Source organism: Pantoea sp. CS_6 (assembly GCF_041954745.1).
GTDB lineage: Bacteria > Pseudomonadota > Gammaproteobacteria > Enterobacterales > Enterobacteriaceae > Pantoea > Pantoea stewartii.
On record NZ_JAVAYG010000006.1, the window covers coordinates 120,758 to 134,737 of the forward strand.

14 protein-coding genes are annotated in these 13,980 nt (G+C 54.5%); 3 read left to right on the top strand and 11 right to left on the bottom strand.

Annotated elements, in window-relative coordinates; genetic code table 11:
* Positions 1–5 precede the first annotated feature (5 nt).
* The 3 genes from RAC90_RS10925 to RAC90_RS10935 are packed head-to-tail and all read right to left on the bottom strand — an operon-like array spanning position 6 to position 3,403.
* Positions 6–1,070: a carbohydrate ABC transporter permease gene (locus RAC90_RS10925; protein ID WP_172912887.1), complete on the bottom strand. Its 1,065-nt coding sequence runs from the start codon at positions 1,068–1,070 to the stop codon at positions 6–8.
* Complete coding sequence (locus tag RAC90_RS10930; RefSeq protein WP_033740753.1) at positions 1,070–1,981, bottom strand: carbohydrate ABC transporter permease; 912 nt, start codon at positions 1,979–1,981, stop codon at positions 1,070–1,072. The genes RAC90_RS10925 and RAC90_RS10930 overlap by 1 nt, the downstream gene beginning before the upstream one ends.
* Before the next feature lie 45 nt (positions 1,982–2,026).
* Positions 2,027–3,403 carry an ABC transporter substrate-binding protein gene (locus RAC90_RS10935; protein WP_058701253.1) on the bottom strand — a complete coding sequence of 459 codons (1,377 nt, stop codon included), beginning with the start codon at positions 3,401–3,403 and terminating at the stop codon, positions 2,027–2,029.
* A gap of 93 nt (positions 3,404–3,496) precedes the next feature.
* Here RAC90_RS10935 and RAC90_RS10940 point away from each other — a divergent pair, with 93 nt between their 5' ends.
* Positions 3,497–4,654: an ROK family transcriptional regulator gene (locus RAC90_RS10940; RefSeq protein WP_172912886.1), complete on the top strand. Its 1,158-nt coding sequence runs from the start codon at positions 3,497–3,499 to the stop codon at positions 4,652–4,654.
* 171 nt (positions 4,655–4,825) lie between these two features.
* Here RAC90_RS10940 and RAC90_RS10945 read toward each other — a convergent pair whose 3' ends face one another.
* The 3 genes from RAC90_RS10945 to RAC90_RS10955 form a co-directional block, all read right to left on the bottom strand.
* On the bottom strand, positions 4,826–5,356 hold the full coding sequence (locus RAC90_RS10945) for an RES family NAD+ phosphorylase (RefSeq protein ID WP_283786067.1): 531 nt from the start codon (positions 5,354–5,356) through the stop codon (positions 4,826–4,828).
* 515 nt (positions 5,357–5,871) lie between these two features.
* The gene (locus tag RAC90_RS10950) at positions 5,872–6,201 is read right to left on the bottom strand and encodes an STN domain-containing protein (RefSeq protein ID WP_033740761.1); all 330 of its coding nucleotides are present in this window, start codon (positions 6,199–6,201) and stop codon (positions 5,872–5,874) included.
* Positions 6,202–6,533: 332 nt separating this feature from the next.
* Entirely contained in the window at positions 6,534–6,773 is a 240-nt protein-coding gene (locus RAC90_RS10955) for a hypothetical protein (RefSeq protein ID WP_006120349.1), read from the bottom strand.
* A 266-nt stretch (positions 6,774–7,039) separates the two neighbouring features.
* Between RAC90_RS10955 and RAC90_RS10960 the strand changes: the two genes are divergently transcribed.
* Complete coding sequence (locus tag RAC90_RS10960) at positions 7,040–8,260, top strand: MFS transporter (RefSeq protein ID WP_263757728.1); 1,221 nt, start codon at positions 7,040–7,042, stop codon at positions 8,258–8,260.
* 33 nt (positions 8,261–8,293) lie between these two features.
* On the opposite strand, the gene RAC90_RS10965 is transcribed toward RAC90_RS10960, so the two are convergent.
* The 5 genes from RAC90_RS10965 to RAC90_RS10985 all read right to left on the bottom strand — a co-directional run bounded on the left by RAC90_RS10965 (position 8,294) and on the right by RAC90_RS10985 (position 12,219).
* On the bottom strand, positions 8,294–9,169 hold the full coding sequence (locus RAC90_RS10965; protein ID WP_110268161.1) for an SMP-30/gluconolactonase/LRE family protein: 876 nt from the start codon (positions 9,167–9,169) through the stop codon (positions 8,294–8,296).
* A 459-nt stretch (positions 9,170–9,628) separates the two neighbouring features.
* Complete coding sequence (locus RAC90_RS10970; protein WP_006120355.1) at positions 9,629–9,910, bottom strand: hypothetical protein; 282 nt, start codon at positions 9,908–9,910, stop codon at positions 9,629–9,631.
* Positions 9,911–10,154: 244 nt separating this feature from the next.
* Positions 10,155–10,964 carry a hypothetical protein gene (locus RAC90_RS10975; RefSeq protein WP_033740770.1) on the bottom strand — a complete coding sequence of 270 codons (810 nt, stop codon included), beginning with the start codon at positions 10,962–10,964 and terminating at the stop codon, positions 10,155–10,157.
* A 9-nt stretch (positions 10,965–10,973) separates the two neighbouring features.
* Positions 10,974–11,426: a universal stress protein gene (locus RAC90_RS10980; RefSeq protein WP_006120358.1), complete on the bottom strand. Its 453-nt coding sequence runs from the start codon at positions 11,424–11,426 to the stop codon at positions 10,974–10,976.
* 7 nt (positions 11,427–11,433) lie between these two features.
* The gene (locus tag RAC90_RS10985) at positions 11,434–12,219 is read right to left on the bottom strand and encodes an IclR family transcriptional regulator (protein ID WP_033740772.1); all 786 of its coding nucleotides are present in this window, start codon (positions 12,217–12,219) and stop codon (positions 11,434–11,436) included.
* 153 nt (positions 12,220–12,372) lie between these two features.
* On the opposite strand from RAC90_RS10985, the gene RAC90_RS10990 reads away from it, so the two are divergent.
* Complete coding sequence (locus tag RAC90_RS10990; protein ID WP_033740774.1) at positions 12,373–13,974, top strand: MFS transporter; 1,602 nt, start codon at positions 12,373–12,375, stop codon at positions 13,972–13,974.
* The last annotated feature ends 6 nt before the right edge of the window (positions 13,975–13,980 follow it).

The window sequence follows — 13,980 nt, forward strand, 5'->3', positions numbered from 1 at the left end:
GACAATTATCCCTTGATACCGCCAAAACTCATTTGAGTGATGTATTTCTGCGTAAAGGTGTAGAGAACGAGCACAGGGAGTAAATAAATGATGCCCACAGCGGCGATCATGCCGTAATCCGCACCCGTATTATCCTGTGCGACAAAGAACAGGTAGAGGCTCATCGTCATCTGGCTTTTGTCGATAAGTAACGTCTGAACAAAAACGTACTCCTCCCAACCACGTAAAAAGGTGAAGGTGGCAATCGCAATCAGTCCGCTACGCACCTGGGGCAATACCACCATACGAAAAGCCTGAAAACGGGTCGCACCGTCGGTCACCGCGCTCATTTCAATATCCCAGGGCACTGCGTCGAAAAAGCCCTTCAGGACGAAGATCGCATAAGGCAGCTCCAGCGCACTCATCACCATCACCACACCGAAAAGATGGTTGAGCAGGCCCATATAGTGAAGCTGGATAAAGATGGCAATGGTGAGCGCCAGCGCGGGGAAAGCATGTAACAGCAGCAAGCCGCGCAGAAAATTTTGCCGCCCGGCAAAGGCAAAGCGCGATAACGCGTAGGCGGCTGGGGTAGCGACGATCGTGACAATCAGCGTTTGTGAAACGCCAAAGATCAGCGAGCTTCCAAGTGCCGTCCAGGCCGATGGCATCAGGTCCACGCGCGTGGTGCCCGTATTCGCGATGTCGCGCATCCAGAGAAAACGGTAGTTGTGCAACGTCATGTGTGGCATCAGAAAAATCATCACAAGCAGCAGCACAACGATCCCCAGCGCAGCCCAGGACAATACCGGTCTGCGTAAACGCTCTGCCAGGAAAGCAAGCGCGATCGCTCCGATATACGCGACGCCCGCAATTGCGCTGGTGCGCCACAGAACAAGCCGGCTGACGGACGCATCAGACGTGGTCAGCGATTTGGCCAGAAGCCAGAGGTAAGGCAGCAGAATCGGCACTGACATCACCGTCAGGAAGAGAATGAGCGTAGAAAGGAAGCCGACACGGTTGATTGTGCCTCTGCGTTCAAGACGCGCCCATTTCGATTTGGCCACTGCCGGGTTTGGGACGAGTGACATCACAATACCTCGATTTTCGGCGCGGCAAACGTCGCGCGCATATTACTGACCCGCCATTGCATTAAGGTCACGCCTACGCCGATCACCATCAGGCCAAGCGCCAGCGCCGCGCCATAGGCGTAAGCCCCATTTTCAAAGGCGCGACGGTAGATATAGAGCGCATAAGGCGTCGAATCGTAGACGGGACCGCCACCGGTGATGAGCAGAATGTACTCGTATGTCGTCAGCAAGGAGAGCCCCTGATAGATGGTGATAAACCGAATGGGCTGAGACAGTGCGGGGGCCACTACATAGCGCAGCACGCCCCATTCGCTCGCCCCATCCACTCGCGCCGCATTGGCAAGATGTGCAGGGATGGAACGAATGGATGAAGTCAGAATGACCATGGCAAACGATGCCCCGACCAGGCCATTTGCCACAATGATGAGAAACAAGGGGAAATCATTACGCAGATTCATGAGCGGCAGACCGAAGGATCCGGTTACCTGATTGAGCAAACCAGACGGCGTGGGATCGGCAACCCATATCCACAGAATACTGTAGAGGACGGCCGGTGACATGCGTGGCAAAAGCCAGAGACCGCGAAAAAGATTACCCAGCCTGTCGGGAATGGCCGTCGTTGTTATCGCCAACAGGACACCCAGCCCGACGTTAAAAATAAACAGCGTCGCCGTAACATAAATCAGCGTCGTCAGCAGCACCGCAGGCATGCGCGCATCGCGTAAGACAATCCGCTCGACGTTTTGCAGCGTGAAGTGACCGACCCGCAGATCAGCGCCCATATCGGTAAAGGCGATGACGGTATTGACGATAATGGGCGCCAGGAAAAAGACGGCCAACAGCGCGATAGCAGGCGCGAGATAGAACACAGGTCGGGCCGGCCGGTGCGCCCGAGGCTGAAACTGAGACATGACCACATCTCCCTGGAGAGTAAGCGACGCTTTACAGGCTAAGCACTATTTTTTGGCGACAGAAGACCGGATTTCTATATCGTCGCCAAACTGCAGTTCGAGCTCTTCGGCGATAAAATCAACGGCCTGTTTTGCCGTCATTTTTCCTGTTTCAACCGCCTGGAGACCGCTGAACAGCACCTTGTTATAGCTGCCAAACTGGATATGATTGGGCACGAACTTCGCATGTACCATCATGGGCGAAGCGGCTGACAGCACCCAGTTATCACGGTATTTCGGCATCGCCGTTTGCGCGTTGCTGATGGCCGTGTGATAGGACGTCACAGCATGTTCGTTGTTGAAATAAGGCAACGTCGCCAGTGCCACCAGTTCGGCAGCAATGTCAGCATTTTTGCTTTTGGCGTTCACCGTATAGAGAAGCGGATGCGACAGGTTTGAGGGCTGACCGCCCTTTTTGGCCGCAGGCGCCGGGATCCAGCCTATCTTATGAAAATACCCTTCTTTGTCTGTCGGCCAGACCGCGCCATTTTTGTCGCCCAGTTGCCAGGCAACCGCCCAGACGCCCTGGTGAAAGATAAAGGCTTTCTCCTGCTTGAACGCGTTCTGAATGGCATCCCAGCTCATCGCCGTGTTATCGACCGGCGTCACTCCCTGCTTCGCATTGCGCTCATACCAGCCAAGCGCATCCGCCATTTCTGCTTTAGGGAAGATGAGCTTGCCGGTCTTGTCATCCATAAATTTCACGCCGTAAGACTGAAAAACCATCAGATAATCAATACCGACATTCGGCCGGTGCAACATGCCGTACTGAGCCGCTTTACCGTCCACGACCTCTTTGGCAAGGGCTGTCAGATCGTCCAGTGTAAAATCACCGGACTCCACCCTGGCCGGTATGGCGTTGATAAAGGCTTCATCCTTGCCAATTTTTCTCAACATATCTTTGTTGTAAAAAAACATTCTTATTTCAGCATCCTGCGGTATGCCATAGATCTTTCCATCGTTTGCCTTTGCCGACGCCCACAGGACGGGCAGGATGTCGCCATAGACCCACGGTGCCGCCGCGATCTTATCGTTCATTTGCAAGGCATAGCCGTCCTTCGCAAACTGACCAATCCATTCATGGGGCAGCACATAGATATCCGGCCCTTGTCCGACAGACATCGCCTTCAGCATATCCATGGCGAAGTCGTCCCAGCCTTTGACAGCACTGCTATTGGCCTGAATCACAATATGTTTGTCGACGCCCGCAGCCTTAAATTGCTTGTTCATGATGTCGGCTGCATCTTCAATGTTGGTAATGCGGTTCGGTGCGCTACGCTCGGCGAGCGTGGCGAGTTTGATCGTTATCTCTTCTGCGTGAGTCATGCCAACACACAACGCGGACATCACGAGGGTGGCGAGGACTGTGAGTTTTTTTGACATGGTGTTTATTCCCGTTGTGCCTATTATTTAAGTAAGTTAATTTATTTAAATGACAGGTTCATGACCATGTGAAAACGACAGGGAGAAGGTGCGTTGACTTCATCAAAACATTGGGAAGGAATCGGTACGACGCAGTCGGCCGTACTACGTTATCTGCGTCGCAACGACGCCGCATCACGTGCTGAGATCGCCGATTGTTGCGGGGTGACAGCGGCGGCCGTCAGCATGATGACCCGCGATCTCATCAAGCGAGGTATCATCATCGAAGGAGCCCGGCGTTCATCTGGCCGGGGCGCGCCCCACATTGATCTGATGCTTAATTCCTCCATCGGCTATGCCGTTGGGATTCATGCCAGCCGCTTCTCTGTTACGCTGATGCTGCTTGATTTCAAAGGGAAACGGGTCGACGAAATTGAACTGACCGGCCACTATGATACCTTTGCCCGCGCCCGCTCAGAGATACAGAAGGGCCACAAAACGTTGCTTGAGAGAAACCACATACCGGATCATTTACTGATTGGCGCAGGCATTGCCATGCCGACGCGCTTCCAGCGCGGTCAGGCTCCGCTCCATCTGGCTCCCGAAGTGCTTTCCTGGGATGAACCCGGGCTGTTCGAAGCCATTCAGCAGGCGCTGGGCTGTCCGGTGTTAATCGAAAATGATGCCAATGCTGCCGCCATGGGCGAAATGACGCTGGGTAATGCGGCTAATCATGACGATTTTATCTATCTCTATCTGTCAGAGGGCGTCGGCAGTGGCCTTATCCTGGGCAAACAACGTTATCGCGGTCATCTGGGCAATGCGGGCGAAATTGGGCTGCTGCTGCCACTCGACAGGCCCCGCCCCTCTTTTACTGACCTTGCGGCGTGGTGTAAGCATCGCCTTGGCCAGATACCTGAAGGCCGCGCTGAGGCTGTCTGGCACCATTTTCTTAGCGAAAACACAGCGGTTCTCGACGAATGGATCGCACGTACAGGCCCGGAGATCGCCCGGCTGGGCTTTATGCTGAATGCGGTCCTCGCGCCAGCGGCGATCTATCTGGGTGGGACACTTCCGCAGATGGTGCGTGAACGGCTTGCGGCCTGGCTCGACTTTTCCACTGTGGATACGTTAAACGGCACACCTGTCGTGCAGCCTGAAATCTGTCTGCCGGACGTCGCGGCCACGGATACGGTCGCATTCGGAGCCGCCGCCATGGTCCTGCATAATGTTGCTCAGCAGGATAACGGGCATCGCGACGGGGTTAACTGACCGCTCAGCGGCGGTGACGGAATGAAGGAAACCGACGCGGCAAGCATCGGCGACGGTTCTCTGAGTTGGCCTGCGGATAAACAGGTCTCTGTGAAATGAGAGCCAGTCCGCAGCGAGCGTCGGTTTATTTGCGACCGCAGCGTGGGACAGGTTTGGCTTAATTTGCCCGCACTATAATCCCCATTTGGAGCCAGCCGGTGAAAGCGTGATCGGGATGGGCTTGCCGCATACCGCCACGCGTGGTGCAGAAGGCGTGTTCCACTGAAAAAGACAGATATGCCAGCCGCCGGAATTAAGACGCGAACGGTCAATAATCCCATCCGCGCCTGTTGCTCTGGCTTTATCTGCGTTATGCCATGAATCCGGGATTCGCCCCTGCTGCAGCGCCGTTCGCCAACTGCCATCAGCGGCTTCTGGCAGGATTCCCAGTTGCTCACATTTTGCCCTATCGCGCTGATCTACCAGCCAGGCCCCTGACAGGCGTAGTGGAATCAGGACGCGTGAAAGGCCATCCTCACGCATATAGCCCGATACCGCCATGATGGACCATTCCGGCACCGGACTCATATACAAGGCCGGTTGCCCGTGGCGATGATAACGCCCCGCGCTTTGCGGGCCGGGTGCGGCAAGCACCGCCTGCGCCTTTGCGGTTAACACAGCGCGATAAAAAAGGCCGCCCACGGGCAATAGTGCGTGATGCATGTTTGTCTTTTCTCCCGCAACAACCCCATCCCTGCGATTGCTGAACGCGCCAGTTAATCGCTTAGTGCGTAGCCACGAACCAGCCCGAGCTGTCGGCGCATGTCTGCCTTGCCTGCGCACAAGCCGGTGATACACAGGCGCGGGGCCAGCCGATTATCAGATTCGTTCCATCTGCCCGGACGACACGGTGTGATGCCGTTTAGGATGCGACTTTGGATGCGCCGGATTACATTGCTCATGTGTGCCGGGCAGATAAAATCTGCCGTCCTGAGAGGGCGCAGTACCGCCGGGACAACCATTCATGCCGCGCTGACCATTGTGGCCAGGCAACCCAGCACCGCCAGGTTGATTGTCCATACTTCCGCCGTTACCGCCTGTGCCTCCCATACCACCCGCTCCGCCATTTCCACCTTCCCCACCGTTGCCCCCTGGCGCGGCATAGCAGACTGATGCGGTTAACAACAAAATAAGCAAAGCAGCGCCTCTGCGCATGGTGTGACCTCCGTGATTCGCGATTATTTTTCGACAGTAATGACATCCGGCGTTTGCGCCACAATCTTCAACGGCGTGCCTTTTATAGCCTGTCCGAGCGCTTCACGAAGCGTCATGGTGCCCTCTACAGGATTCACCTGAACAGCCCCAGTGCGCGACAAATCCGTCTGGATAAAACACCCGGTCCCGTGCGCCAACTGTTGCGCCGTTTCGTCAAAGCGCGACAAATGAAGATTGTAGGTCGCTTCCGCATCACATTTACCCGCAGGGATATGACCAGAAGATGACTGGCTGCACGACGTACACGTCAGCGCCAGCAGCAAGCAGGCTGAGTTGAAGGATGTGAAATGCATAACGCCTCCGGGCACAGGAAAACTTGTGTCTTTGTCCCATAGTCAACTGTTTCTGTCAGCGTGCAGAGTATGTCTGAGTGTGATCGCAGGCGAGAAGGTGGGAAATGTTCGGTTCGCTATCGTGCCGCTTCGCACTGGCGGTAATGACCTCTCTTAGCAGAGAAAGCGAGAGCAGCGATGCACAGAGAAAGTCACGTTTTACGGTGTCGTGCTCACCGGGCGCGACGGAACGCGTCTTCGCCGTCCCTGGCGCTACCATGATTTTACGGTGATGTGTCCTGTGTAAACAAAACGGAACCGTAGCGGGCATGGCGCCCTTTCCTGTCTGGGCGTCATGCCCGTTTTTGCTGCGCATTGACAAGATGCTGGGGTTGATTGATCGCTTTGCGCGCAATCCAGTAGAGCAGAACCCGCTCGTCGTCACTGTCGCGGTCCGCCATTGACAATAATTTCAGTGCCAGGGTAGATTTCGTGACAGGCTGCTGTTCTGCGCTCAGTTCGATCACTGCCTGACCGATAATGCAGCAAACTTCATCCTCACTGGTGATGGATTCATATGTCCGGTCTTTCATATTTCCTCCTGTTGAATGGACTTTAAGCCTGGCAAAAAAATGCTAAGCCTGCCGGGAAAACAGGTTGGCCGTAACATTCCCTTACTGCTGTTTACCTGCCTTCATTACCTTGACTCACCTCGTTACATTTATCCCACGCGGCCATTCATTCCGCCCTGACAGCATTTCATTCCGCGTTGCATTCCGTTCATGCGCTTTCCGCCCTCGCGCGTAGGGGTTTTGGTTATTCTGACGCCAGTATTCAGTTTCCCCCTGGGAGTAACATAATGAACGCGACTCAACAGACTGCCCACCAGCGTACACGCTGGCTCACACTTATCGGTACGGTGATAACCCAGTTAGCGCTGGGGTCCGTTTATACCTGGAGCTTATTCAATGGTCAGCTCGCGCAAAAACTGGATGCGCCCGTAAGCCAGATCGCATTTTCATTTGGTTTACTGAGCCTGGGGCTGGCCATCTCTTCTTCACTGGCTGGCAAGCTGCAGGAGCGTTTTGGCGTCCGTAAGGTCACTATCGGCGCAGGTATATTGATGGCGCTAGGATTAGGGCTGACCGCCCATGCAGATAATCTGATGATGCTGTACCTGAGCGCGGGCGTGTTGTTAGGTCTGGCCGATGGCGCAGGGTATCTGATGACGCTATCCAACTGTGTGAAATGGTTTCCTGAACGTAAAGGCATGATATCGGCCTGCGCCATTGGCGCTTACGGTCTGGGTAGTCTGGGATTTAAATTCATTTGCGGGGCACTGTTGGCACGATTTGGGCTTGAACAGACCTTTGTGCTCTGGGGCCTGCTGGCAATGGCGATGATTATTGCTGGCGGACTGATGATGCGCGATGCGCCGCTGCAATCTGCGTCAGCTACTCAGGCAGAAGCGACGCGTCAGTATACGTTGGCCGAATCGGTGCGTCTGCCACAGTACTGGATGCTGGCGTTGATGTTTCTGACTGCCTGTATGAGCGGGCTGTATGTGATTGGCGTTGCAAAAGACATCGGGGAAGGTTTGGTTCACCTCAGCACCCAGACCGCCGCTAACGCCGTCACGGTCATCGCGGTAGCAAACCTGAGTGGTCGGTTAGTACTGGGCGTGCTGTCCGATAAAATGGTGCGTATTCGCGTGATATCACTGGCCCAACTGGTTTCACTGATCGGTATGAGCCTGATGCTGTTTACACAGATGAATCAAACCACGTTTTTCCTGTCCCTGGCCTGCATTGCGTTTAGCTTCGGCGGCACCATTACCGTCTTCCCTTCGCTGGTCAGTGACTTTTTCGGCTTAAATAATCTGACCAAAAATTATGGCCTGATTTATCTCGGCTTTGGCATTGGCAGCGTAATGGGTTCGCTGGTGGCTTCACTGTTTGGCGGCTTTACGGTCACTTTCAGCCTCATTATGAGCCTGCTGGTTATATCACTGGTGCTGTCACTGGCAATCCGCCTGCCGCAGAGCCAGCCAGCCCATGAACCGCTGTTGCAGCGTCAGTAACGTTACAGGGCCAGATAAGCCTGGCCCTCACCATCAGCCGCGAAAACGCGGCTCTTCCATACCGGCCACGTCGACATCCACCGCAAAAATATCGCCCGACTGCGGATAGCGGGCGAGATCTTCTTCGCTGAGGTTTTCGCGTGAGCTGGTGATGAACAGCGTCTTGAGATCGCTGCCGCCAAACGTCACCATGGTGGGCCATTTCACCGGCAGTGTAATCTCATCGACGATTTCACCGTCGTGCGGATCAATACGCACGACGCGTCCGCCGTCAAACAGGGCTGACCAGTAATAGCCCTCACTGTCGACAGCCGCCCCATCGGGCAAGCCACCACGGGCATCAAACCGCCGGAAGATTTCACGCTGCCCCGGCTCGCCCTGAGCATCAAGCGGATAGCGATAGAGCACTTCATTCGGCGTATCGCTGTGATACATCCACTGACGGTCAGGAGAAAAGGCAACGCCATTGGAAATTTTGATGTCGCGTGCCTTCACCTCAAGCGTCAAATCAGGCGTTACGCGACAAAGCAAGCCGCCGTTTTTATCCTGTGGCTCCCATAAACTGCCGCACCAGAAATTACCCCAGGGATCCACACGGCCATCATTGAAGCGGCTTTTCCCGGCGATACCGGGATTATCCGCCACTTTTTTTTGCGGTTTCCCCTGCTCGTCCAGCAGCCAGACGCCGCTACGCAGTGCGGCAATGATACCGCCCTGTTCCCGCAGACCGATGCATCCGACTTCTTCTGCCTGGGGAAATGTGGAGAGCTCACCACTCGCCGGATCGAAACGATGGATGGCCGGTGCCAGAATATCCACACACCACAGCACCTGTTCCTGCACAGCCCAGAGCGGACATTCTGCCAGCTCTGCCTGAAGCGGCAGAACGTTTTTTACCCTATGCGTCATGTTTGTCTCCCTTTAATTGTCCTGATATTACTGTAGCGCTAATTTCCATCTTCACACATGCACGTCAGCCTTGTTTTTAAGACAGGTCTCACGCATATTAATACCTATTCGGTCTATTCCGATTGGAATATGCGATCACCCTCTTTTTCGCGTTCTTTTTTGAAATATCGCGACATATTTATCGAAATAACTCTACACAGGCTGCATTTTTGCTGCACTTTTTCGGCGTATTATCCTGAGTATTGAAAAAGAGGAGGTGCCGTATGCCAGACATCGTTACCGCCGCGCTGTTCCCTCAGTCGGTAGCCTTTATTTCTTCTGGACAGGAGGCGTTATCCGCAGACGTTCCAGCGCAGCAGAAAGGAGGCATAAAACAAAATGATATTCACTGAAGGGCAAAGATTTCACACAGCATAATATAAAAAAGAAGGTGGGATATAATCCCACCTCATTTATTCATTAACTTTTCACTGCGTAATTACACTGATACCAGGTTTTCTTTAAACCTGGTATTGTGCTGTCCTGAACAGGGAGTGACTCTACTTTATCAAAACCTTTATTGCTGCAGTAATTCGCGATATCAATTTCCATTGCATCACGATTCACTTTCAGCGGGTCGAAACGATATTGTACGGTATTTGAACTGGGATCTTCATCAACACGTTCAAACGCCCCGGGTTTACTGGCGGTACAACCGCTCAGAAAAATAAGTGCAAATGCACCCATGATTGCCATTTTCATTTTATTTCCTCACATTTTGACGCAGTGTAAGGCGCTGCAAAATGCGCATCTATAGGATTAGTACGCGAACAACTGCGTATTTACGAAGTTTTACCAATTGATTCAATACGGTTAAACAACTGGCAGGTTATGCCAATAAACTGCGACACTGATTCCAGTGAAAAGCCTCACGAACAACACCAGGAATTACTCTAAAAAAAGCCTCTCTCAGCATTTAGCCCGCCACTGGCGGGCTTTTTTCTTTTTAACCTTCGCCTGAAAGCGCAATCATTCTACGAAGCAGATTGGCGGCTTGCTTGTCCGGGAGTGCGAGGATGGCACTATAAAGATCGACAGACATGGCACACATGGAAGACCGATCAACGGCGGCATCGGCAGGCATATTCAGCTGTTGCAGCTTATTGCCCCACTTCAGGTAGAGATGGTCGACGATGGTTTTGAGATCGTGCTGCGCCTGCTTGCGGTCCAGCGGTTGTTCGTCCCCCAGACTGTTAAGCAGCAAATACTCGGTGGCATCGGCATCTTTTTGGTTCAGGCTGGCGGGCAGAGTTTCAACCAGATTGATACCGCCCTTCACCTGCGGATAAAGGAACTGAAAACAGAGGCCCGGGTCAATTTTATTGAGCGTCTGCATTTCTTCCACCGAGACGCCAATATATTTCAATACGGCCGCGTCAGTACCCCGCATAAGGCGCTGATTGATCACATCCGTCAATAACCCGCGCAGTTCGCCCGTTGCCTGCAACATGGGTTCGCCTTCACGCAGTTTGCGCGCCAGATCGCGCGTCAGTATTTGCCACAGCGCGGGTTCCTGAGTGCGTAGCACCCGATACACCGTAGCCTGTGCCATATAATCTGCCGCGCGCTCGTAGCGTTTCTCCTGCTGCTGCTGAGGCTGGATCCAGCTGAACCATAAAACATTCGACAACAACAGCGGCAGGATAAAAAGAACCACGCCCTGCCACGCTTTAAGCCGGGTGGTTCTGACTAACATAACGATGATAATCGCCAGCAGCACAAAGGCGGCCAGCGTAAGAAAAAGCAGGAGAGTCATACTACGTTGTTAATCCTTACGCACATCGATCAGTACCGGGCAATGCGCGCGTTCAACCACAGCGGCACTCACAGATCCTTTTAATAACCGGTTAAAGGGCGATAAATGACGTCGCCCCATAATAATCATGCTGGCATTGAGCTGCTGGGACTGGGCCACGATTGTCTCCGCCGCTTCGCCGGCCAGAATCATACCTCGCGCCTTAATGCCGGCCTGGAGCAAGGGGGCCAGGGCATGACGCACCACCATTTCAGCGGTATTTTGCTCATCCTGCGCGGCCACAAAATCTGCCGGATCTTCACCGGCATCAATATCAATGGGCTGGCTACAGGATGAATAGGCGGGATCGATACAACACAGCACAATCACTTGTGCATCATGCGCCTGTGCTTCTTCGATCGTTAACGACACCACTTTCTTCGCGACCGGTGAATTATCGATAGCCATTAATACTGTTTTCATTGAGCACTCATCCTTCAACAGCGGCAATTTTGCCAATTTCACGAATCAGAGCCTGTTTGCACTGCAACATTTCTTCACGATAGCGTGATTCATGCTTCTTAAACCGCGCCGTGGGCACCAGTAAGGAGACCGCAAAGCGGCCAAACAGCGTATCGAGCGCAAAGGCCATGGTTGAAACGCCTTCAAGGGTTTCACCACGGTCGTAGGAAATGCTGGTTTCACGCACTTCCCGAAGCATCTCTAACAGTGCTGCCTGCGTCTTAACCGTCTTGTCCGTCAGTTCGCGCCAGGCATCCCCCACCAGCGTCCGGACGTCTTCATCGCTTTCCAGCGCCAGCAAGGCGCGGCCACCCGAGGTGCTGTAGAGCGGCAGCTCCAGTCCGATACGGGGAACCACCCGCAGCTCGCGCGACGCCACAACATAATGAATGACGGCAAGCTGCGCACCACTGGCGCGGGACAGGGAGACCGTTTCATTGGTATCCGCCGACAGTTTTTCCAGCAGCGGCTTGACCAAATCGACCACATCCGTGTTCACGCTGGCGAGCAGCTTCAGTAAAGCTGGCCCGAGACGCAATCCGCCCGCCCCACTGCTTCGAACCAGTTCGGCGCTGTCCAGCGCGGCCACAATGCGCTGTACGGTAGAACGCGGCAGATCAACAGCATGCGCGATTTCGCCCAGACTCATGCCACCGGGATGCTCGCCCAGAGCATTAAGAATTTTAGCCGCGCGCGCAATAACCTGAATACCGCCCGTTTTTTCATCTTCGCGGCTGGATGATTGTTGAGTCATAGCGTCGTCCTTTTTGAGCTGGCTTACTGTAACCCGAAAAGCGCACGTTTTACAGCGTGTACCACATTGCAATACAGCATATTGCCATGTAATATCGCCTCGCCTGTATCGCATCGCAATACATCGAACCAAAAAAACAATGAGACACCTGCTATGACGACCCAGCCTGGCACTGCGCCGCCGCTGCATCCCTTTACCTTACGTCTTGCCCTGGGCCTGCTTGGCGTCTGGATCGCGGCGCTGACCTCCGGGCTCAACGATCGCGTCAGTGATATTGCGCTGGCCGATATTCGTGCTGCCCTCGGTATGGGCTACGACGACGGAAGCTGGATTGTTTCGGCTTATCAGGCTGCCGAAGTGGCCGCCATGATGATTGCGCCGTGGTTCGCGGTGACGTTTTCCCTGCGCCGCTTTACGTTATTTGTTTCGGTCGGCTTTATGCTGTCCGGAATACTGTTACCGCTGATGACCGATCCTGTGCTGTTTATGGCATTACGCGTGATCCAGGGGCTCTTTGGCGGCGCGCTGCCGCCGATGCTGATGACCGTCGCCCTGCGTTTTCTGCCACCGCCGTTCAAGCTCTATGGATTAGGCGCCTATGCCCTTACTGCCACCTTCGGGCCGAATATGGCCGCGTCGCTGGCCGCCTTCTGGACCGATCAGGTCAGCTGGATGTTTGTCTTCTGGCAGGTTGTGCCCGGTATGCTGATTGCCCTCGTATTAACCGGCTGGGGATTGCCCCAGGATCCGTTGCGCACAGAACGTTTTCAGCAGATCGATCTGTTCGGGATGCTCACAGGCTGTAGCGGGATGGCGTTAATCATTCTGGTACTCAGCCAGGGCGAACGGCTTGACTGGCTGGATTCTCCGCTGATTGCCGCTATGCTGCTGGCCGCCGTGCCGTTACTCATCGTCTTTTTAATCAATGAGTGGTTCCATCCCCTGCCGCTGTTTAAGTTGCAGATGCTGCGGCGACCTAACCTGCTGCACGGCCTGCTGGTACTGGCCGGCGTCCTGATCGTGTCGCTGTCCGGCTCTGCCCTGCCTTCCAGCTATTTTGCCCAGGTCGATGGCTTTCGCATCGCCCAGTTCGCGCCGCTGGCGTTGACCATTGGGTTGCCCCAGCTCATTGTGGCGCCGTTGCTTGCCGCCCTGCTGAATATCCGCTGGATTGACTGTCGCTGGATGCTGGCAGTGGGCTTGTGCTTCCTGATTGCCTCCTGCCTGCTCGGTATGCAGATCACAACGGACTGGGCGCGGGATAACTTCTGGCTGATTCAGGCGTTGCAGGCCGTAGGCCAGCCGATGGTGATTCTGCCCGTGCTGATGAGCGCGACCAGCGTGGTAGCACCGCCTGAAGGACCTTTTGCCTCGGCGATGTTCAACACGGTACGCGGGTTTTCCAGCATTGCGGCCTCTACCCTGGTGTCATGGTTTGTCAGCCATCGTGAACAGTTTCACTCCAGTATCCTCGTCAACCAGGCGGGCAGCAGGCCGTGGCTGATGACCGCCCCCAACAGCAGTCAGGCCAGCAGTCAGTTTCCGCTGTTGCCCGATGGCAGCGTGAGTTCCGTCGAGAATCTGCGCGGCTTTGCTACCCAGATAAAGCACCAGGCGCTGGTGCTCGGCCTGAGTGATACCTGGCTGCTGCTGATCGGTTTTGCGCTGCTGCTGCTGGTCGTCACCGCCTGGCTGCCCAAACGCGTCTGGCCGCCCCAAACCTTGATTCAACCTGCAACCTCCACGTCGAGATAACTGTAT

Coding starts and splice junctions, on each gene's coding strand:
- RAC90_RS10925 (WP_172912887.1), bottom strand. CDS start 1,070: ATGTCACTCGTCCCAAACCCGGCAGTGGCCAAATCGAAATGGGCGCGT.
- RAC90_RS10930 (WP_033740753.1), bottom strand. CDS start 1,981: ATGTCTCAGTTTCAGCCTCGGGCGCACCGGCCGGCCCGACCTGTGTTC.
- RAC90_RS10935 (WP_058701253.1), bottom strand. CDS start 3,403: ATGTCAAAAAAACTCACAGTCCTCGCCACCCTCGTGATGTCCGCGTTG.
- RAC90_RS10945 (WP_283786067.1), bottom strand. CDS start 5,356: ATGCATCACGCACTATTGCCCGTGGGCGGCCTTTTTTATCGCGCTGTG.
- RAC90_RS10950 (WP_033740761.1), bottom strand. CDS start 6,201: ATGCATTTCACATCCTTCAACTCAGCCTGCTTGCTGCTGGCGCTGACG.
- RAC90_RS10955 (WP_006120349.1), bottom strand. CDS start 6,773: ATGAAAGACCGGACATATGAATCCATCACCAGTGAGGATGAAGTTTGC.
- RAC90_RS10960 (WP_263757728.1), top strand. CDS start 7,040: ATGAACGCGACTCAACAGACTGCCCACCAGCGTACACGCTGGCTCACA.
- RAC90_RS10965 (WP_110268161.1), bottom strand. CDS start 9,169: ATGACGCATAGGGTAAAAAACGTTCTGCCGCTTCAGGCAGAGCTGGCA.
- RAC90_RS10970 (WP_006120355.1), bottom strand. CDS start 9,910: ATGAAAATGGCAATCATGGGTGCATTTGCACTTATTTTTCTGAGCGGT.
- RAC90_RS10975 (WP_033740770.1), bottom strand. CDS start 10,964: ATGACTCTCCTGCTTTTTCTTACGCTGGCCGCCTTTGTGCTGCTGGCG.
- RAC90_RS10980 (WP_006120358.1), bottom strand. CDS start 11,426: ATGAAAACAGTATTAATGGCTATCGATAATTCACCGGTCGCGAAGAAA.
- RAC90_RS10985 (WP_033740772.1), bottom strand. CDS start 12,219: ATGACTCAACAATCATCCAGCCGCGAAGATGAAAAAACGGGCGGTATT.
- RAC90_RS10990 (WP_033740774.1), top strand. CDS start 12,373: ATGACGACCCAGCCTGGCACTGCGCCGCCGCTGCATCCCTTTACCTTA.